At 71.5% G+C, this 18,840-nt stretch carries 18 protein-coding genes and 1 pseudogene; 10 read left to right on the plus strand and 9 right to left on the minus strand.

Annotated features, from left to right (window positions below; translation table 11 throughout):
- Positions 1–196 precede the first annotated feature (196 nt).
- The 7 genes and pseudogenes from OG289_RS31580 to OG289_RS31610 all read left to right on the plus strand — a co-directional run bounded on the left by OG289_RS31580 (position 197) and on the right by OG289_RS31610 (position 6,902).
- Complete coding sequence (locus OG289_RS31580) at positions 197–1,867, plus strand: ABC transporter ATP-binding protein (RefSeq protein ID WP_442819108.1); 1,671 nt, start codon at positions 197–199, stop codon at positions 1,865–1,867.
- Positions 1,864–2,985 (plus strand): ABC transporter permease, encoded by a 1,122-nt coding sequence (locus tag OG289_RS31585; protein ID WP_327317443.1) that lies wholly within the window; start codon positions 1,864–1,866, stop codon positions 2,983–2,985. The genes OG289_RS31580 and OG289_RS31585 overlap by 4 nt, the downstream gene beginning before the upstream one ends.
- Complete coding sequence (locus OG289_RS31590) at positions 2,985–4,244, plus strand: ABC transporter permease (protein WP_327317444.1); 1,260 nt, start codon at positions 2,985–2,987, stop codon at positions 4,242–4,244. Before OG289_RS31585 ends, OG289_RS31590 begins: the two co-directional genes overlap by 1 nt.
- On the plus strand, positions 4,241–4,642 hold the full coding sequence (locus tag OG289_RS31595) for a cytidine deaminase (RefSeq protein WP_327317445.1): 402 nt from the start codon (positions 4,241–4,243) through the stop codon (positions 4,640–4,642). Before OG289_RS31590 ends, OG289_RS31595 begins: the two co-directional genes overlap by 4 nt.
- A 72-nt stretch (positions 4,643–4,714) precedes the next feature.
- Positions 4,715–5,992, plus strand: coding sequence for a thymidine phosphorylase (locus OG289_RS31600; RefSeq protein ID WP_327317446.1), 1,278 nt, complete (start codon positions 4,715–4,717; stop codon positions 5,990–5,992).
- Positions 5,993–6,112: 120 nt separating this feature from the next.
- Positions 6,113–6,495, plus strand: a pseudogene (locus tag OG289_RS31605) (Uma2 family endonuclease).
- A 20-nt stretch (positions 6,496–6,515) separates the two neighbouring features.
- Positions 6,516–6,902: an STAS domain-containing protein gene (locus OG289_RS31610; protein ID WP_327317447.1), complete on the plus strand. Its 387-nt coding sequence runs from the start codon at positions 6,516–6,518 to the stop codon at positions 6,900–6,902.
- Here OG289_RS31610 and OG289_RS31615 read toward each other — a convergent pair.
- The 3 genes from OG289_RS31615 to OG289_RS31625 all read right to left on the minus strand — a co-directional run bounded on the left by OG289_RS31615 (position 6,786) and on the right by OG289_RS31625 (position 10,440).
- The gene (locus OG289_RS31615; RefSeq protein ID WP_327317448.1) at positions 6,786–7,799 is read right to left on the minus strand and encodes a sigma-70 family RNA polymerase sigma factor; all 1,014 of its coding nucleotides are present in this window, start codon (positions 7,797–7,799) and stop codon (positions 6,786–6,788) included. The genes OG289_RS31610 and OG289_RS31615 overlap by 117 nt on opposite strands.
- 129 nt (positions 7,800–7,928) lie before the next feature.
- Positions 7,929–9,044, minus strand: a complete 1,116-nt coding sequence (gene dnaN, locus OG289_RS31620) for a DNA polymerase III subunit beta (RefSeq protein ID WP_327317449.1) — start codon at positions 9,042–9,044, stop codon at positions 7,929–7,931.
- A gap of 94 nt (positions 9,045–9,138) precedes the next feature.
- Positions 9,139–10,440, minus strand: coding sequence for an MFS transporter (locus OG289_RS31625; protein ID WP_327317450.1), 1,302 nt, complete (start codon positions 10,438–10,440; stop codon positions 9,139–9,141).
- A 63-nt stretch (positions 10,441–10,503) separates the two neighbouring features.
- Between OG289_RS31625 and OG289_RS31630 the strand changes: the two genes are divergently transcribed.
- Positions 10,504–11,457 (plus strand): LysR family transcriptional regulator, encoded by a 954-nt coding sequence (locus OG289_RS31630; RefSeq protein WP_327317451.1) that lies wholly within the window; start codon positions 10,504–10,506, stop codon positions 11,455–11,457.
- Positions 11,458–11,565: 108 nt separating this feature from the next.
- On the opposite strand, the gene OG289_RS31635 is transcribed toward OG289_RS31630, so the two are convergent.
- Entirely contained in the window at positions 11,566–12,330 is a 765-nt protein-coding gene (locus OG289_RS31635; protein ID WP_327317452.1) for an alpha/beta hydrolase, read from the minus strand.
- Positions 12,331–12,457: 127 nt separating this feature from the next.
- On the opposite strand from OG289_RS31635, the gene OG289_RS31640 reads away from it, so the two are divergent.
- Together OG289_RS31640 and OG289_RS31645 are read left to right on the plus strand one after the other, a co-directional pair.
- The gene (locus tag OG289_RS31640; protein ID WP_327317453.1) at positions 12,458–13,621 is read left to right on the plus strand and encodes an adenosine deaminase; all 1,164 of its coding nucleotides are present in this window, start codon (positions 12,458–12,460) and stop codon (positions 13,619–13,621) included.
- 139 nt (positions 13,622–13,760) lie between these two features.
- Positions 13,761–14,114, plus strand: a complete 354-nt coding sequence (locus OG289_RS31645; RefSeq protein WP_327317454.1) for an ATP-binding protein — start codon at positions 13,761–13,763, stop codon at positions 14,112–14,114.
- 89 nt (positions 14,115–14,203) lie between these two features.
- On the opposite strand, the gene OG289_RS31650 is transcribed toward OG289_RS31645, so the two are convergent.
- The 5 genes from OG289_RS31650 to afsQ1 form a co-directional block, all read right to left on the minus strand.
- Positions 14,204–14,404 carry a PspC domain-containing protein gene (locus tag OG289_RS31650; RefSeq protein WP_327317455.1) on the minus strand — a complete coding sequence of 67 codons (201 nt, stop codon included), beginning with the start codon at positions 14,402–14,404 and terminating at the stop codon, positions 14,204–14,206.
- A gap of 94 nt (positions 14,405–14,498) precedes the next feature.
- Complete coding sequence (locus tag OG289_RS31655) at positions 14,499–15,050, minus strand: VanZ family protein (protein ID WP_327317456.1); 552 nt, start codon at positions 15,048–15,050, stop codon at positions 14,499–14,501.
- An 878-nt stretch (positions 15,051–15,928) separates the two neighbouring features.
- Positions 15,929–16,567, minus strand: coding sequence for a hypothetical protein (locus OG289_RS31660; protein ID WP_327317457.1), 639 nt, complete (start codon positions 16,565–16,567; stop codon positions 15,929–15,931).
- Complete coding sequence (locus OG289_RS31665; RefSeq protein ID WP_327317458.1) at positions 16,567–18,150, minus strand: HAMP domain-containing sensor histidine kinase; 1,584 nt, start codon at positions 18,148–18,150, stop codon at positions 16,567–16,569. The genes OG289_RS31660 and OG289_RS31665 overlap by 1 nt, the downstream gene beginning before the upstream one ends.
- On the minus strand, positions 18,147–18,824 hold the full coding sequence (afsQ1, locus tag OG289_RS31670) for a two-component system response regulator AfsQ1 (protein WP_173985586.1): 678 nt from the start codon (positions 18,822–18,824) through the stop codon (positions 18,147–18,149). Before afsQ1 ends, OG289_RS31665 begins: the two co-directional genes overlap by 4 nt.
- Between the last annotated feature and the right edge of the window lie 16 nt (positions 18,825–18,840).

The raw sequence follows: 18,840 nt of genomic DNA on the forward strand, positions 1-18,840 counted from the left end.
GGCCACGGAACGGGGCGCGGAGAGAATGTCTCCTCGCGCCCCGCTCGCGCGGCAGAATGCTCGGAACGGATCGAGCCTGATCGAGATTGCTCGCAGTGAGGCTTTCAAGATCGCTAAAGGTCGATTCGGGCCGGGCACTATTTAAAGCAGGGGCGCTACGCGCGTAGAGCGGCCCCTTTCCCAAGGAGAGTGCGCCATCGACGCGTCCAGCAGCCCTCCGCTCACCGCACAGTCGACGATCGCGGTTGAGCTGGCGGGGATCACCAAGCGCTTCCCCGGTGTCGTCGCCAACCACGACATCCACCTCGCCGTCCGCAAGGGCACCGTGCACGCCCTGGTCGGCGAGAACGGCGCCGGCAAGTCGACGCTGATGAAGATCCTGTACGGCATGCAGAAGCCGGACGAGGGCACCATCGCGATCGACGGCGAACAGGTGAGCTTCTCCAGCCCCGCCGACGCCATCGCGCGCGGCATCGGCATGGTCCACCAGCACTTCATGCTGGCGGACAACCTGACCGTGCTGGAGAACGTGGTGCTGGGCAGCGAGAAGCTGTACGGCATCGGCGGCAACGCCCGTAAGAAGATCAGGGAGATCTCCGACCGGTACGGCCTGGGCGTGCGCCCGGACGCCCTGGTCGAGGACCTCGGCGTCGCCGACCGGCAGCGCGTGGAGATCCTCAAGGTCCTCTTCCGCGGCGCCCGGACCCTCATCCTCGACGAGCCGACCGCCGTCCTCGTCCCGCAGGAGGTCGACGCGCTCTTCGACAACCTGCGCGAGCTGAAGTCCGAGGGCCTGTCCGTCATCTTCATCTCCCACAAGCTGGGCGAGGTCCTGTCCGTCGCCGACGAGATCACGGTCATCCGGCGCGGGACGACCGTCGGCACCGCCGTCCCGGCCGAGACGACCCCGCGTCAGCTCGCCGAGATGATGGTCGGCAGCGAGCTGCCCACCCCGGAGACCGCCGAGTCCACGGTCACCGACAAGCCCGTCATCCAGGTCGCCGACCTCACTGTCTACGCCAGCGGCGGCGCCTCCATGGGCGTCGAGGCCGAGCCCACCGGCGGCGCCACACTGGCCCCGGAGGGCGGCGAGGTCAAGAGGGTCCTCGACGGCGTCAGCTTCACCATCCACGCCGGCGAGGTCATGGGCATCGCCGGCGTCGAGGGCAACGGCCAGACCGAGCTGATCGACGCGCTGATCGGCATCAAGAACGCCGACTCCGGCACCATCGCCTTCCTCGGCGAGGACATCACCCCCTGGCCCACCCGCAGGCGGCGCCAGTCCGGCGTCGGCTACATCCCCGAGGACCGCCACCGCCAGGGCCTGCTCCTGGAAGCCCCCCTCTGGGAGAACCGCATCCTCGGCCATGTCACCGAGGCCCCCAACGCCAAGGGCTTCTGGCTCAACCCCAAGGGCGCCCAGGCCGACACCCGCCGGATCGTCGAGGAGTTCGACGTCCGCACCCCCGGCATCGACGTCACCGCGGCCTCGCTCTCCGGCGGCAACCAGCAGAAGCTGATCGTCGGCCGCGAGATGAGCCACAACCCGAAGTTCCTGATCGCCGCCCACCCCACCCGCGGTGTGGACGTCGGCGCGCAGGCCCAGATCTGGGACCGCATCCGCGAGGCCCGCCGCGAGGGCCTGGCGGTGCTGCTGATCTCCGCCGACCTCGACGAGCTGATCGGCCTGTCGGACACCCTGCGCGTGATCTACAACGGCAGGCTGGTCGCGGACGCCGACCCCGCCACCGTCACCCCGGAGGAGCTCGGCTCCGCCATGACCGGCGCCGCGACCGGTCACCTGGAACACGTGGACGACGCGGAAACCACCGAGGAAGCTGCCGGTCCGGAGGACGAGGCCCGATGAAGAAGTTCGACAAGGAGCGCGTGCTCCTCGCGGTGGCCGGCCCGGTCATCGCGCTCGTCGCGGCGATCCTGCTGACCTCGGTCGTGCTGATCGCCTCGGGCAAGAGCCCGATCGAGCCGTACACGCTCATGCTGGAGCAGGCCGGCTACTCCGACGTCCAGGTCCTGATCATCAACCAGGCCTCGATGTACTACATCGCCGCCCTGTCGGTCGCCATCGGCTTCCGCATGAACCTGTTCAACATCGGCGTCGACGGCCAGTACCGCCTCGCCGCCATGATGACCGCCGTCGTCGGCGCCAACGTCGCCCTGCCGGCCGGCCTGCAGATCCCGCTGCTGCTCCTGGTCGGCGTCCTCACCGGCGCCTTCTGGGCCGGCATCGCGGGCGTCCTGAAGGTGACCCGGGGCGTCAGCGAGGTCGTCGCCACGATCATGCTGAACGCGATCGCCACCAGCGTCATCGGCTACCTCACCCTCGACAACATCTGGGGCGTGCAGGTCGGCAACAACAACACGACCGGTGTCATGAAGGACTCCGGCTGGGTCCCCGGCATCGACCTGGGCGCGGACGTCGGCGAGATCTACGGCCTGGTCTTCCTCGCCATCGCCCTCGGCATCGTCTACTGGGTCGTCCTCAACCGCACCCGCTTCGGCTTCGACCTGCGCGCCACCGGCGAGTCCGAGACGGCCGCCGCGGCCTCCGGCGTCGACGCCAAGAGGATGATCCTCACCGCGATGCTGATCTCCGGCGGCATCGCGGGCCTGTCCGGCCTGCCCCTGCTGCTCGGCGACGCCCACACCTACAGCCTGAGCTTCCCCACCGGTCTCGGCTTCACCGGCATCACCATCGCCCTGCTCGGCCGCAACAACCCGATCGGCATCGCCTTCGCCGCGCTGCTGATCGCCTTCCTCGACAAGGCCTCTCCCGCCCTCGACTACGCCACCCCGGTGGCGTACGAGAAGGAGATCGCCACGATCATGCAGGGCGTCATCGTCTTCGCGGTCGTCATCTCGTACGAGGCCGTACGCCAGTGGGGTCTGCGCCGCCAGCAGAGGCGCGTCGGCGCCGAGCTCGCCGCGGCCGCCGCCCAGAACACCAAGAAGGAGGTGTCGGCCTGATGTCCACGACCACCGTCGCCAAGCCGCAGGCGAAGAAGCCCGGCAAGGGCCGCCGCATGTCGCTCCCGGTCCTCCTGCTGGTCATCGCGGGTGTCCTGGTGCTGACCTCGATCGTCCGTCTCATCACCGGCGCGGACGGCATCACCTCCACCGGCCAGATGTCCACGGCCCTCCGGCTCGCCGTCCCGATCGGCCTGGCCGGTCTGGGCGGTCTGTGGGCCGAGCGCGCGGGCGTCGTCAACATCGGCCTCGAAGGCATGATGATCCTCGGCACCTGGTTCGGCGCCTGGGCCGGCTACCAGTGGGGCCCGTGGACGGGCGTCGTCTTCGGCATCGTCGGCGGCGCGCTCGGCGCCGTCCTGCACGCCATCGCGACCGTCACCTTCAACGTGAACCACATCGTCTCCGGTGTCGCGATCAACATCCTGGCCGTCGGCACCACCCGCTACCTGTCGAAGTTCACCTTCGAGGGCGCCCCGCAGGGCTCCTCCAAGCAGTCCCCGCCGATCGACTCGCTGGGCACCTTCGACATCCCTGGCCTGTCGAGCTGGCTGGACACGCTCAACCAGAAGCACTGGTTCCTGATCTCGGACATCGCCGGCCTGGTCGGCGGTCTGATCACCAACCTGTCGCCGCTGACCGTCGTCGCCGTCGCCCTCGTCCCGGCCACCTGGTGGGTGCTGTGGCGCACCGCGTTCGGCCTGCGGCTGCGGTCCTGCGGCGAGAACCCGGTGGCCGCGGAGTCCCTCGGCGTCAACGTCTACAAGTACAAGTACATCGCCGTGATCATCTCCGGCGGCTTCGCCGGCCTCGGCGGCGCGTTCCTGTCGATCGTGGCGTCCAACGTCTACCTGGACGGCCAGACGGCCGGCCGCGGCTACATCGGCCTCGCCGCGATGATCTTCGGCAACTGGATGCCGGGCGGACTCGCCCTCGGCGCGGGCCTGTTCGGCTACACCGACAGCCTCAACCTGCGCGGCGGCACGACCAACGTGCACGCGCTGATCCTGCTGCTGGCGATCCTGCTGGTGTTCGGCGCGGCCTACCTGGCGTGGAAGAAGAAGTACGTCCCCGCCGTCGTCACCGCGCTGATCTCGGCCCTGATGTTCGTCTGGTACCTCGGCACGGACGAGGTCCCGCGCCAGGTCGTCACGGCCGCGCCGTACGTCGTCACCCTGCTGGTCCTCTCGCTGTCCGCGCAGTCGCTGAGGATGCCCAAGGCGGACGGCATGCCGTACCGGAAGGGCCAGGGCAAGTGACCCCGCGGTCCGACGCCGACTGGGACGCGCTGCGCGAGCTGGCCCGCGAGGCCATGTCCCACGCGTACGCCCCCTACTCGGGCTACCCGGTCGGGGTCGCGGCCCTCGTGGACGACGGCCGCACGGTCTCCGGCTGCAACGTCGAGAACGCCTCCTACGGGCTCGGCCTGTGCGCCGAGTGCGGGCTGGTCTCGGAGCTCCAGCGGACCGGCGGCGGCCGGCTCACGCACTTCACCTGCGTGGACGGCCGGGGCGAGATCCTCGTCCCGTGCGGCCGCTGCCGCCAGCTGCTGTACGAGTTCGGCGGCCCGGAGCTGTTGCTGGAGACGCCGGCGGGGATCCTCCCGCTGTCGGAGATGCTCCCGCAGGCCTTCGGCCCGGACCACCTCACCAAGTAACTCCCGCGCGGCCCCTCTGACTGGCGCAGAGGGGCCGCGCACTTTATGAACGTCGGAAGGAAAGCCATGGCCATGGACGCCGTCTCCGTCATCCGCACCAAGCGGGACCGCGGTGAGCTCAGTGACGAGCAGATCGACTGGGTCATCGACGCGTACACCCGCGGGGAGGTGGCCGACTACCAGATGGCCGCTCTCAACATGGCGATCCTCCTCAACGGCATGGACCGCCGGGAGATCGCCCGCTGGACGGCCGCGATGATCGCCTCCGGCGAGCGCATGGACTTCTCGTCCCTGTCCCGCCCGACGGCCGACAAGCACTCCACGGGCGGCGTCGGCGACAAGATCACGCTGCCGCTGGCCCCCCTGGTGGCGGCCTGCGGCGCGGCGGTCCCCCAGCTCTCGGGCCGCGGCCTCGGCCACACCGGCGGCACCCTGGACAAGCTGGAGTCGATCCCGGGCTGGCGCGCCCTGCTCTCCAACGAGGAGATGCTGTCGGTGCTGGACTCCACGGGCGCGGTGATCTGCGCGGCGGGCGACGGCCTGGCCCCGGCCGACAAGAAGCTGTACGCGCTGCGGGACGTGACCGGCACGGTGGAGGCGATCCCGCTGATCGCCTCGTCGATCATGTCGAAGAAGATCGCGGAGGGCACGGGCTCCCTGGTCCTGGACGTGAAGGTGGGCACGGGCGCCTTCATGAAGACGATCGAGGACGCGCGGGAGCTGGCGTCCACGATGGTGGGCCTCGGCACGGACCACGGCGTGAAGACGGTCGCGCTCCTGACGGACATGTCGACCCCCCTGGGCCTGACGGCGGGCAACGCCCTGGAGGTCAGGGAGTCGGTGGAGGTCCTGGCGGGCGGAGGCCCGTCGGACGTCGTCGAACTGACCCTCGCCCTGGCCCGCGAAATGCTGGACGCGGCGGGTGTGAAGGACGCCGACCCGGCGAAGGCCCTGGCCGACGGCTCGGCCATGGACGTCTGGCGCCGCATGATCAGGGCCCAGGGCGGTGACCCGGACGCGGTGCTTGCGACGGCGAAGGAACAGCACGTGGTGAAGGCGACCGCCTCGGGCGTCCTGACCCGCCTCGACGCCTACGACATCGGCATCGCCGCCTGGCGCCTCGGCGCGGGGCGCGCCCGCAAGGAGGACCCGGTGCAGGCGGGCGCGGGCGTGGAACTGCACGCCAAGCCTGGCGACACGGTGACCGAGGGCCAGCCCCTGCTGACCCTGCACACGGACACCCCGGAGCGCTTCGAGTACGCGCTGGAGGCGGTGGCGGGCTCGTACGACATCAGCGCGCCGGGCACGGCGTTCACGGCGTCGCCGGTGGTGCTGGAACGTATCGCCTGACCTGGCCCGCGGCCGGAGGCCGCTGATGGCACAGCCCCCTTTCGGGTGAACGGGATCGGTGGACCGCCGCCGGTCCCGTTCGGCATGCTGGGATCGGTGACGCACCGATAGGACACCGCCATGAGCGCACTCACCGTCAGCCAGGACCCCGAGCAGAGCTGGGACGACCTCGTCCGGTTCTGGGAGGAGATGGAATGGCCTGAGAACACACGGAGGCGGATACCTACATTCCGGCCGCACTGGCCGAACTCGTCGTCGAGGTCACCTCGAAGTCCAACGCTCGGCACGACCGCGTCAGCAAACCCGCCACCTACGCCACGGCGGGCATCCCGCTCTACCTCCTCGTCGACCGGTGGGCCCCCGAAGGCCCCACCGCGACGCTCTACGGAGAGCCGAAGGGCGACGTCTACCGTCCGCTGAGTACCGCGAAGTTCGGTGAGCCCCTCAAGTTCCCTGCGCCCTTCGACCTCGTCATCGACACCAGCGAGTTCCCGGCCGAGTAGACACCCGCCCCGCGGTCCCGATGAGTTGCGGCCGTTCGTCCGGTCTACAGATCGTGGAAGCGACGACACCCCCCGTACTCACCCTGACCGGCCCCGTCACCCGCCCCCAGGTGACGGGGCTCGCCGACGACGTACGGGCGCTGATTGAGGCCGCCGGTGCCGCGGTCGTCATCTGTGACGTCGCCGGGATCGGGCCGCCGGGGCTCGCCGTCGTCGACCTGCTGGCGCGGCTCCAGCTGGCCGCCCGGCGGGCCGGGGGGTGGATACGGCTGCGTGGCCCCGATCCCGCGCTACGCGCCCTGCTCGACCTCGTCGACCTCCCCATCCAGGTGGAGGGGGAGGTCGAAGAGGGGGAACCAGCGTTGGGTGTCGAGGTAGAAGTGGAATCCGGTGAGGCGGCCGTCTGAGATCTCCAGGACCTGGATCGACCAGGGGGTGTAGCCGCCCTTCTCCGGGTCCGGCTTGTACTGGGCGAAGCCCGGCAGGCCGTTGACCTGGACCGGCAGCAGGCGCGAGCCCTCGCAGGCGGAGCCGAGCGTGGTCATGAAGCCGGTGATGTCGTCGTGGCCGGTCAGCCACAGGTCGAACGGCGGCATCGTCATGACGGCGTCCTCGTGGAGGAGGGCCGTCAGGGCCGTCATGTCGTAGCCCTCGAAGGCCGCCACGTAGCGTTCGAGGAGTTTCTTCTGCTCTTCGTCCAGCGGGTCGGACACCGCCGCGTTCGCCCCGGAGGCCTCCCGCTCGGAGAGCGTGGCCCGAGCCCGCTGGAGCGCGCTGTTGACCGAGGCGACCGTGGTGTCGAGCAGCTCGGCGACCTCGCTCGCCTTCCACGCCAGCACCTCGCGCAGGATCAGTACCGCCCGCTGCTTCGGCGGGAGCTGCTGCAGTGCGGCCATGAAGGCGAGGCGCACCGACTCCTTCGCGACCGCCGCCTCCGCGGGGTCCTCCACCGTCGGCAGCACGCGGGCGTCCGGCATCGGCTCCAGCCAGGTGTTGTCGGGGCGGGGGGCGAGCGCCGCCTGGGCGAGGGGGGTGGATTCGGACAGGTCCATCGGTCTGGCGCGCTTGTTGCCGGCCCTCAGCATGTCCAGGCACACGTTCGTCGCGATGCGGTACAGCCACGAGCGCAGGCTGGAGCGGCCCTCGAACCTGTCGTAGCTCCGCCAGGCACGCACCAGGGTGTCCTGCACCGCGTCCTCCGCCTCGAAGGAGGAGCCGAGCATGCGGTAGCAGTAGCCGGTCAGTTCTGTCCGGTGCTTCTCCAGTGCGACGTCGAGGTCCGTCGTCGCCGTGCTGTTGCCCATCGTCCACCCACCCCTGTGGCCGTCCTGTCACGCGCCTCTGCGCCCAGCACTTCGGAAGCTACCGCAGCCCACTGACAATGGCCCGCCGGGTCGGCAAAGCAGCAGGTCAAATGCCTGACACGCCACTCGTCACACCAGTTGCTTCACCGACATCAGCAGATGCCGGTGCGCCTCGGGCGCGTCCGCCGAACCCAGCAGCGCCCGCTGCCCCGTCCCCAGCAGCTCCACCCGCAGTCGCGGCGCCTCGAAGGAGGCGAGCGCGTCCAGCAGGAACGCCGGGTTGAACGCCACGCTCACTTCCTCGGCGCCGGTCAGCCCGGCGGGCAGCCGCTGCGTGGCCACGTCGTCGCCGTACCCGGCGCGCAGCAGGACGGACCCCGCCGAGAAGTCCAGCCGCACCGGACTGTTCGCCTCCGCCACCACCGCGACCCGCCGCACGGCCTCCGTCAGCGCCCCGCACTCCACCTCGGCGACCGAGGCCCCCGCCATGTCGAACAGCTTTCCGTAGGCCGGCAGCCGCCCGTCCAGCGGCCGTACGACCGACCGCATCCGCCCGCCCTCGAACCCGATCGGCCCGCCCCCGGACGCCCCGTCGAGCCCGATCCGCACGACCCCGCAGCGCGCCAGCGACCGGGCCACCTCCAGCAGCCGCCGCGCCGGCACGAGCGCCTCCACCACACCCGGGGCGGCCGCCTCGGGCTTCCACTCCAACCGCCGCACCGCGTACCGGTAGCGGTCCGACGCCGCCAGCGTCATCTCCCCGCCGTCCAGAAGCAGTTGGACGCCCGTGAGCACCGGCAGCGTGTCGTCGCGGCCCGCCGCCACCGCGACCTGGGCGACGGCCGTGGCGAACGCGGCCGCGTCCACGGTGCCGTACGCCTGTGGTGGCGCGGGCGGGGTGGGGTACTCCTCGCGCGGGAGGGTCGACAGGCCGAAGCTGGTGCCGCCCGCCTCGACCGTGAACCGCGTGCCCTCCAGGGAACAGCTCACCGGCCCGTCCGGCAGCACCTTGCAGATGTCGAGGAGCCTGCGCCCGAGAACGAGCACGCGCCCGTCGACGCCGACCTCGGCGTCCGTCTCGATCCGCGCCGCCGTCTCGAAGTCGAACCCCGACACGCTCAGCCGCCCGGCCGCCGCGTCCAGCAGCAGCCCGCCCAGCACGGGCACCGGCGTACGGGCCGGCAGCGCGCGGGCCGCCCAGCCCACCGCCTCGACGAGGTCACCGCGGTCGATCCGGAACTCCATGAAAAATCCCCCTGCTCGGGCTGGTGCCAGTGGCTGCGGACGGTACCGCCGGCCACTGACAATCCACGCTGAGCAGGGGGAATGTTCAGGATGTTCAGCGAGCGGCCACCAGCATGTCCCGCCGTGCCGCCACCCGCGCCGCCCGCGTCCCGAACACCGTGATCGTCACGACGCCGAGCACCGCCAGGACACCCACGCCGACCGTGCCGGCCCAGCCGCCCGAGTGGAAGGCCATCGCGCCGACCGTGGAGCCGGTGCTGGAGCCGACGTAGTACGCGGACTGGTAGAGGGCGGAGGCCTGGGCGCGGCCCGTCGTCGCCGTCTTGCTGACCGCCGAGGACGCCACCGCGTGCCCCGCGAAGAAGCCCGCCGTGATCAGGACCAGGCCCAGGAGCACCAGGGCCAGCGAGTCCGCCAGCGACAGCAGCAGGCCCGCGGCCGTCGTGCCGCCCGCCAGGTACAGCGCGCCGCGCCGCCCCAGCCGGCCGACCAGCCGGCCCGCCGTGGACGCCGACACCGTGCCCACCAGGTACACCAGGAAGATCGAGCCGACGATGCCCTGGGGGAGGGAGAACGGTGCCTCCGTCAGGCGGTAGCCGATGACCGTGTACACGCCGCCGAAGACGGTCATGAACAGCGCGCCGATCGCGTACAGCCGGCGCAGCAGCGGGTTCGCGAGGTGATCGCGGACCGTGCGGGCCAGGACGCGGGGCGCGAGCGAACCCGTCCTGAAGTGCTTCGGCGCCGGCAGCAGCAGCCGGAAGGCGATCGCGCAGGCCACCGCCAGCGCGCCGATCACGCCGACCGCGACCCGCCAGCCCCACTCCTGCGCGACCCAGCCGGTGATGACCCGGCCGCTCATCCCGCCGACGCTGTTGCCCGCCACGAACAGGCCGATCGCCGTGACCAGCGCCTTCGGCCGGACCTCCTCCGCGAGATACGCCGTCGCCGACGCCGGGAGCCCGGCCAGCGCCGCGCCCTGCACGGCCCGCAGTGCGACCAGCGTGCCCAGGGAGGGGGCGAAGGGGACCAGTAGACCCACGCCCACCGCGACCGCCAGCGAGGCCGTCATCACCGTACGACGGCCGTAGCGCTCGGAGAGGGCGCTCATCGGCAGGACGAACAGGGCCAGTCCGCCGGTCGCCGCCGCCACCGTCCAGCTCGCCTGGCTCGCCGCCACCCCGAAGTCACCGGAGATCAGCGGCAGGAGCGCCTGCGTGGAGTACAGCAGGGCGAAGGTCGCCACCCCGGCGAGGAAGAGCGCGAAGCTCATCCGGCGGTAGCCGGGACCACCGGGGGTCATACGGGAATCGGAAGAGGAGGAGGCGGAGGAGGCGACAGGAACAGAGGACGCGGCGCCCACCATCGTGGACGCCCCGGTACTGGCGGGAGACATGCTTCGAAACTACGTACGGCCCCGCTCATCCGTCCAATGCATGGAATCGTCATAATCGTTCCCATGGTGCATCAACAGAGGTCAGAGGCCCGCCTGTCACCGTCCAGTGACACAGAAGACATGGTGACGTCGTTGGCGCCGAGGCTCGCCTACTTCGCGGGGGTCGCCCGCACCGAACACGTGACCCGGGCCGCCCAGGAGATGAACGTCCCCCAGTCGACCCTCTCCCGGGCCATGGTCCGCCTCGAACAGGACCTGGGCGTCGACCTGTTCGCCCGCCGCGGCCGCACGGTCTCGCTCACCCCCGCCGGGCGTACCTTCCTCACCTCGGTCGAACGCGCCCTCGCCGAGATCGAACGGGCCGCCGACGAGGTCCGCGCCGACGCCGACGCGGCCACCGGCAAGGTCGCGTTCGGTTTCCTGCACACCATGGGCGCCGAGACCGTCCCCGGCCTGATCCACGCGTTCCGCGCCGACCATCCGCGCGTCCGCTTCAGCCTCGTCCAGAACTACGGCGAGGCGATGATCGAGCGGCTGCGGGCGGGTGAGCTGGACCTCTGTCTGACGTCCCCGGTCCCGGACGCCCCCGACCTCGTCGCCCGCCGCCTCGACGAGCAGAAACTGCGTCTGGTCGTCCCCGCCGACCACCGCCTCGCCGCCCGCAGACGGGTCCGCCTCGCCGAGGCCGCCGAAGAGACCTTCGTGACCCTGGAACCCGGCTACGGTCTGCGCCGCATCACCGACGACCTCTGCAAGGAAGCGGGTTTCCGTCCCCGGATCGCCTTCGAGGGGGAGGAGGCGGAGACGCTGAGGGGCTTGGTGGCGGCGGGGCTGGGGGTGGCCCTCCTCCCTCCACCGGCAGTGGCCCGCCCCGGCGTGGTGGAGCTGACGGTCACGGCCCCGAGAGCGGCCCGCGAGATCGGCGTCGCCTGGCTGGACGGCCACCCGGACACCCCACCAGTGGCCGCCTTCAAGAAGTTCCTCCTGTCGAGACGCGGCAACTTGCTGCCGACCTGAAGGTCACGCCCCAGGGGCGCGGGGCCGTATCGATGTGCGCTCCGCCGCGTGGGCGCGATCAGCCGCGACGAACCCGCACCCCGCGACGATCCGCGACAACCCCCGACCTCACCGGCGCCACGAGGAACCGAACCCCGCCGCCAACGGCATCCGCAGCCCCAACGGCGGCGGAGCCGCCAGCGCGTCCTCCACCGGCCGCGAGAGCGTCCGCCCGAACAGCGCGCCCATGACGAAGTCCTCGGCCAGCGCGAGGACTTCACCCCGGTACTGGTGCAGCCGGTGGCCGTCGGAGTGCACCTCGAACCGGCACACGTCCCGGTTCGCCTTCTTCGCCCGCGCCGCGAGCCGGAACGACAGCTCGGGGTCGCAGCGCTCGTCGTTCGTGCCGTGCACGATCAGCACCCGCCGCCCCGCGAGCTGCTTCACCGGTTCGGGTGGCGCGGCCATGTCCTCCTCCGGCAGCCAGGGAGCCACCGCCAGCACGGAGTTGACGGCCTCGTGCCCCCCGGCGCGCAGCGCGGCCCGCGCGCCCATGTCGACCCCGGCCAGACACACGGGGACGTCCCCGTAACGCCGTACGATCTCGTCGGCCGCCCAGGCCGCGTCGGCCGCGAGGTGCGCCTCGCTGCCGTTCCAGCCCCGGTAGCGGTAGTGCACGGCGTGGATGGCCAGGCCGCCCTGCGCACGTCCCGCCCGCGCGAGTCTGCGGCCCAGGCCCCGGACGGAGCCGGCCGGCCACACGGGGGACGGTCTGCGGCTGGAGATCTCCTCGCCCCCCGGGAGCAGCACCACCGCCCCGCTCACCGACGTCGGCTCCGGGCCGAGCGCCCTCCCCAACCGGGCCGTCCGAACCGGCGTCACTTGCTGTCCCATACTTCCTGTCCCATGACAGAACAGTGTCAGAAGCGGGCGTGTACTCCACCCGTCCGTGCGGTCACCGTTACGTATCGGCGGAGTTGTACAACGCGCGATCTACGCGCGTAGGAGTTAGAGTGCGGAAATGACGAGCCAGAGCATCCAGGCGGGCAACACCCCCAGCTCGGACCAGATCCGGCGGGCACCCAAGGTTCTGCTGCACGACCACCTCGACGGCGGGCTGCGCCCCGGCACGATCGTCGACCTCGCCCGGGACACCGGGTACGCCCAACTCCCCGAGACCGACGCCGACAAGCTCGGCATCTGGTTCCGGGAGGCCGCCGACTCCGGTTCCCTGGAACGGTACTTGGAGACCTTCTCGCACACCGTCGCGGTGATGCAGACCCGCGACGCGCTCGTCCGGGTCGCCCGCGAGTGCGCCGAGGACCTCGCCGAGGACGGTGTCGTCTACGCCGAGGTGCGGTACGCCCCCGAACAGCACCTCGACGGCGGGCTGAGACTCGAAGAGGTCGTCGAGGCCGTCAACGAGGGCTTCCGGGAAGGCGAACGGACGGCCCGTCGGAACGGACAACGCATCCGCGTCGGCGCCCTGCTCACCGCCATGCGGCACGCGGCCCGCTCCCTGGAGATCGCCGAACTCGCCAACCGCTACCGCGACCTGGGAGTCGTCGGCTTCGACATCGCGGGCGCGGAGGCCGGTTTCCCGCCCACCCGGCACCTCGACGCGTTCGAGTACCTCAAGCGCGAGAACAACCACTTCACCATCCACGCCGGGGAGGCCTTCGGGCTGCCGTCCATCTGGCAGGCCCTACAGTGGTGCGGCGCCGACCGGCTCGGGCACGGGGTACGCATCATCGACGACATCGAGGTCGCCGCCGACGGCAGCGTGAAGCTCGGGCGGCTCGCCTCCTACGTCCGCGACAAGCGCATCCCGCTGGAGATGTGTCCCAGCTCCAACCTCCAGACGGGCGCCGCCGCCTCCTACGCCGAGCACCCCATCGGACTGCTGCGCCGGCTGCACTTCCGGGCCACCGTGAACACGGACAACCGCCTGATGTCCGGCACCAGCATGAGCCGGGAATTCGAGCACCTTGTCGACGCGTTCGGCTATACGCTCGACGATCTGCAGTGGTTCTCGGTCAATGCTATGAAGTCAGCATTCATTCCTTTCGATGAACGACTCGCCATGATCAATGACGTGATCAAGCCTGGTTATGCGGAACTGAAGTCCGAATGGCTGTTCCAGCAGACCGCCTCCACCAGCGGCTCTGTGGTCACGGAAGGCTGACCGCAGGGTTTTGCGGGATGCGGAATGCGGGCGGGTGTTCACAATCCGTCCGCATTTCGATGTTTGCCGACGGCCCCTCCACGTGTTTACGGTCGAGAACCGCTCAGTTCCCCGTATCCCACTCGAGGACGCATTCATCATGAAGCAGTCTGCTGCCAAGACCCTCGGTGTCGCCGCTCTCGGTGCCGCCTTCGCCGCCGTCGGTGCGGGTGCCGCGAACGCCGCTCCCGCCGTTCCGGACGCCACGCAGGCCCTGGACGGTATTACCAAGACGATGCCGGCGGAGAACGTGGCCCAGGCGCTGCCCGGCGCCGGTGGGGCCCTGTCGCAGGCCCAGCCGGCGCTCGGCGCGGGCCTGACCGCCGCCCAGCCGGCCGCCGAGAAGCTCCTCGCCGGGGGCCCGACCGCGCCCGCCGCCGGTCTCCTCGGCGGTCTGCCGCTGCAGGGCCTGCCCACGCACGGCCTGCCGGTGAACGGCCTCCCGCTCGGCTGAGCGACGCCGCCCGTCCCGCCACGCACCACGCCGTTGGGGCGCATCCGGAACCACCGGGTGCGCCCCAACGGCGTTGACGCGGACGGCCGTCACCAGGCCGTGCGTGCCTTGTCCTCCGAGGGGAGCAGGATCCACAGCGCTATGTAGAGCAGGAACTGCGGGCCCGGCAGAAGGCAGGACAGCAGGAAGATCACGCGCATCGTGGTCGGGGAGGTGTCGAAGCGGCGGGCCAGCGCGGCGCACACTCCGCCGATCATGCGGCCGTGGGTGGGGCGGGCGAGGCTGGACATCTGCGGCTCCTTCGTGAGCGTCTGTCGGAGGCGGCCCGTGCGGCTGCTCCATCTGATATCAACGCTACGGCGACGAAGGGGACGAAGCGTCGCTCTACGGGGCGATACCGACCCTGGGAATCCTCGGGGTCCGACCCTGAGCCACCTCTTCCTGACGAACCGCGGACCGCCCCCGGTGCTCCTCCCTGCGGCGCAGCCGCGCGCGCACCGCCGGTACCACCGCGACGTGCGCGAGGGCCACGCCCACGGTGTTCAGCAGCATCGAGTCGACGTCCACGACCTGCCCCGGCACCCCGGTCTGCAACAGCTCTATGCCCAGCGACAGCAGGGCGCCCGCCGTGACCGTACGGATCAGGGAGGCGAGCGGCGAGACCCGGATTCTGCCGTGCGCCAGCGGCAGCAGGACGCCCAGCGGGGCGAGCAGCCCCAGCCCCTCGCCGATCCGCCGGGCCGCCTCGGGCCAGCCCAGCTTCAGATCGGCGCGGATCCCGTCGAACGGGTGCAGGTTGGCGGGCATCACCCAAGGGACGTTCAGCGGTCGCAGCGTGACCCAGGCGACGAACACGAGATGGGCGGCCAGGAGAACAATCCCGGTCGCGCGGATGCGGATCGCGGCGCTGCCGCCGATGGAGCCTTGACGCTGCACGCCCCCCAAGACGCACCCCCCGGCACGATCGGTTCCGGCTCACCCCCCGACACCGTCCCGAGCCCTGCGCCCCACCTTCCCACCACGGCCCCTCGGTAGCGGGTGACCTGCGACGACGAACCTTCCCGACCGGCCCATGAGGCGTCCGCCACACCACCCCGCACCACCGGCCGCCCACCCACCGACCCCCTCACACAGCCGAACCGACACCACCCCACGGGCAGCGACGATCGTCCCGGCGTCCCGGCGTCCCGGCGTCCCGGCGTCCCGGCGTCCTGGCGTCCTGGCGTCCTGGCGTCCTGGCGTCCTGGCGTCCCGGCGTCCGGGCGTCCGGGCGGCGTCCCCGGGTCCCCGGGTCCCCGCGTCAGGGAGTCCTCGCGCCACGCTCGAGCCTGGCGTCCTGGCGTCCTGGCGTCCTGGCGTCCCCGCGTCAGGGAGTCCTCGCGCCACGCTCGAGCCCGGCGTTCCGGCGTCCCCACGTCCCCGCGCCTGGGAGTCCTCGCGCCAGGCTCGAGCCCAGCGTCCCGGTCGGCCGCCGTCCGCCCGCGGGTGGCCCCGGGAAGCCGGCCGCGGGAGGCCGGCCGCAGGGAACCGGCCGCAGGGAACCGGCCGTGGGGAACCGCCGCCCGGGCCCCGGAAGGGTGTCCCTGAGCGGGCCCTTGAGCGGGCCCTTGAGCGGGCCCTTGAGCGGGCCCTTGAGCGGGCCCTTGAGCGGGCCCTTGAGCGGGCCCCTCAGCCAACCCCTCAGCCGGCCCGGAACGGTCCCGGAGCTCCCGGAGCGGGGTGCCCCCAGGAACGGCCCGGCGCGTCGCTCAGCCGCCGTCCGTGACCGGCCGGCGCGTCGCTCAGCCGCCGTCCGTGACCGGCCGGCGCGTCGCTCAGCCGCCGTCCGTGACCGCTGAGGACGGGGGTTCTGTGCTGCCGGGGCGGGAGCGGACCTCGTCGGTGCACACGTAGCGGCGCAGGGGCTCGGAGCCGGGGCCGCCCAGGATCACCGAGCCGTCGCCCTCCGCCGCCGCAGAGTCGGAGAACGTGCAGACGAGCTGGGCGAGGGCGTAGGAGGTGAGGCTGCCGGGCGAGGTGCTCAGGCGCAGCGCGTCGTCCGGGTCCTTGGGGCGCGGTCCGACGACCGACATGCCGCCGCGTACGTCCGTCGTGTACCCGGCCTCCTTCTCGGCCGCCGACGGCGACTCGGCGAGCTGGTCGAGCAGGCCCTGCGCCACCAGCGCGCGCCGCTCGGAGTCCGGCGCACCGTCCGGCACCCGCACGGACCGCTCCACGGCCACCAGCGACGAACCGCACAGCAGGAACACCTGCACCAGCACGCCCGCGTGGGCGGACTGCGTCGTCACGTCCGGTTCGCTGAGCGAGCAGCGTGCCCGGGAGGGCGCGGCCCCGAAGTCGGTCGGCACCTCGGTCGCCCGGATACCGCAGCCGGCGAGCAGACCGGCCAGGCCGGCCAGCACGGGGACGGCGAGCAGCCGTCGTCGTACGGTCGTCGCGCGGCCCCTGGTCACTATGCGTCCCCCTTCGCCGGCACCGGCTTCTCGCCCTGCTCGCCGCCCTCGCCGCCCTGTTCGGTCAGTTCGGAGACGTCCCGGGGCAGCCGCAGCGTGAACACCGCGCCGCCCTCCGGGGAGTTGGCGGCCGTGATCTCGCCGCCGTGGATGTGGGCGTTCTCCTGGGCGATGGACAGGCCTAGGCCGCTGCCCTCGGAGCGCGGCCGGGAGGCGCTCGCCTTGTAGAACCGGTCGAAGACGTGCGGCAGCACCTCCTCGGGGATGCCCGGCCCGTGGTCGCGCACGGCGATGACGACCGTGTCGTCCGCCGTCGACACCGACACCCGCACCGGCGAACCGCCGTGCTTGAGCGCGTTGCCGATGAGGTTGGCGAGGATGACGTCCAGGCGGCGCGGGTCGAGCCGGGCGTGGATGCCGCGCTCGGCGTCCAGGTCGACCGCGTCCAGCCAGGCACGCGCGTCGATGCAGGCGGTGATCTGGTCGGCGAGGTCGACGTCGTCCAGGACCAGCCGCGCGGTCCCCGCGTCGAAGCGGGTGACCTCCATCAGGTTCTCGACGAGGTTGTTCAGCCGCCGCGTCTCGCTGACCACCAGCCGCACCGCCGGCTCGATCATCGGGTCGATGCTGCCCGACTCGGCGTCCAGCTCCTCCTCCAGCACCTCCGCGACGGTGGTGATGGCGGTCAGCGGCGTGCGCAGCTCGTGCGACATGTCGGCGACGAACCGCCGGGACGCCTCGTCCCGCGCGGCCATGTCGTCGACCCGCTTCTCCAGCGCCTCGGCCGTCCGGTTGAACGTCCTCGACAGATCGGCGAGTTCGTCCGTCCCCGACACCCGCAGCCGCGTGTCGAGCCGGCCCTCGCCGAGCCGCCGAGCCGCGACGCCCAGGCGGTGCACCGGCTTCAGGACGGTCGTGGCGGCGGCCTGCGCGAGCAGCGCGGCGCCGATCAGCGCGAGGCCGGTGGCGATCCCCAGCGACCAGGCCAGCGAGTTGAGGTCCTTCGCCTCCGGCTCCAGCGACTTGCGCATGTACCCGGTCGGGCCGCCCCCGATGACCCTTGTACCGGCCACCAGATACGGCGTCCCGTGGTCCACGATCCGCTGCCAGTACAGGTGGTACGGCGACTTGTTGCCGCCCGTGATGTCCTGCTGCTTGTTCACCGCCGTGCGCAGCGACCCGGGCACGTCCTCCAGGGAGAACCCGTTCAGTCCGCCCGAGTTGCCGTAGACGGTCTTGCCGCTCGAATCGGTGCCCACCAGCAGCACACTGAAGCGCTGGCTGCTGTTGGCCATCTGCCCGGCGGTGTGCTGGAGCTCGTCCTGCGAGGGACGCTCGGGCAGCGAACCCGCCCGGTTCTGCATCTCCTGCTCGAAGTCCCGCAGCACCGCGCCCTGGGTACGGGTCAGCACGGCCTCGCGGTTGAGCCAGTACGCGATGCCGGACGCGGACACGGCGGCTGTCAGGGCCACCGCCCCGAAGACGACGACGAGCCGCAGCCGCAGGCTGGTGAAACGCAGCCGTGAAAGTCTTCCCTTGCGCGCCGCGGACCAGCCGCGGAGCCCCCCCTGCGCCTGTGTCACTGAGGGGCGTCCAGGCGGTAGCCGACGCCGCGCACGGTACGGATCAGGACCGGGGACGACGGGACGTCCTCCACCTTGGCCCGCAGCCGCTGGACGCAGGCGTCCACCAGCCGCGAGTCACCGAGGTAGTCGTGCTCCCACACAAGGCGCAGCAGCTGCTGACGCGACAGGGCCTGCCCCGGCCGCCGGGACAGTTCGAGCAGCAGCCGCAGCTCGGTCGGCGTGAGTTGCAGATCCTCGCCGTTCTTCGTCACCGTCATCGCCGCGCGGTCGATGACGAGGCTGCCGAACGTCGCCGAGTCGTTCGACTCCCGCTCGCCGCGCCGCAGCACGGCCCGGATCCGGGCGTCCAGCACCCGCCCCTGGACGGGCTTGACGACATAGTCGTCGGCGCCGGACTCCAGCCCGACCACGACGTCGATGTCGTCACTTCGCGCGGTGAGCAGGATGATCGGCAACTGGTCGGTGCGCCGGATGCGCCGGCACACCTCGAAACCGTCGATGCCGGGCAGCATCACGTCCAGCACGATGAGATCCGGCCGCTGCTCGCGCAGCAGCTTCAGACCGTCCTCACCGCTGGCAGCGGTGGCCACCCGGTGTCCCTGGCGCGTCAGTGAGAGCTCCAGGGCCGTACGGATGGCGTCGTCGTCCTCGATCAGCAACAGGGAAGGCACGGGCTCATTCTGGCCC

The organism is Streptomyces sp. NBC_01235 (assembly GCF_035989285.1).
Classification (GTDB): domain Bacteria; phylum Actinomycetota; class Actinomycetes; order Streptomycetales; family Streptomycetaceae; genus Streptomyces.

Coding starts and splice junctions, on each gene's coding strand:
- OG289_RS31630 (WP_327317451.1), top strand. CDS start 10,504: ATGGTGCATCAACAGAGGTCAGAGGCCCGCCTGTCACCGTCCAGTGAC.
- OG289_RS31610 (WP_327317447.1), top strand. CDS start 6,516: ATGAGTTGCGGCCGTTCGTCCGGTCTACAGATCGTGGAAGCGACGACA.
- OG289_RS31590 (WP_327317444.1), top strand. CDS start 2,985: ATGTCCACGACCACCGTCGCCAAGCCGCAGGCGAAGAAGCCCGGCAAG.
- OG289_RS31640 (WP_327317453.1), top strand. CDS start 12,458: ATGACGAGCCAGAGCATCCAGGCGGGCAACACCCCCAGCTCGGACCAG.
- OG289_RS31625 (WP_327317450.1), bottom strand. CDS start 10,440: ATGTCTCCCGCCAGTACCGGGGCGTCCACGATGGTGGGCGCCGCGTCC.
- OG289_RS31635 (WP_327317452.1), bottom strand. CDS start 12,330: ATGGGACAGCAAGTGACGCCGGTTCGGACGGCCCGGTTGGGGAGGGCG.
- OG289_RS31585 (WP_327317443.1), top strand. CDS start 1,864: ATGAAGAAGTTCGACAAGGAGCGCGTGCTCCTCGCGGTGGCCGGCCCG.
- OG289_RS31600 (WP_327317446.1), top strand. CDS start 4,715: ATGGACGCCGTCTCCGTCATCCGCACCAAGCGGGACCGCGGTGAGCTC.
- OG289_RS31615 (WP_327317448.1), bottom strand. CDS start 7,799: ATGGGCAACAGCACGGCGACGACGGACCTCGACGTCGCACTGGAGAAG.
- OG289_RS31645 (WP_327317454.1), top strand. CDS start 13,761: ATGAAGCAGTCTGCTGCCAAGACCCTCGGTGTCGCCGCTCTCGGTGCC.
- dnaN (WP_327317449.1), bottom strand. CDS start 9,044: ATGGAGTTCCGGATCGACCGCGGTGACCTCGTCGAGGCGGTGGGCTGG.
- OG289_RS31650 (WP_327317455.1), bottom strand. CDS start 14,404: ATGTCCAGCCTCGCCCGCCCCACCCACGGCCGCATGATCGGCGGAGTG.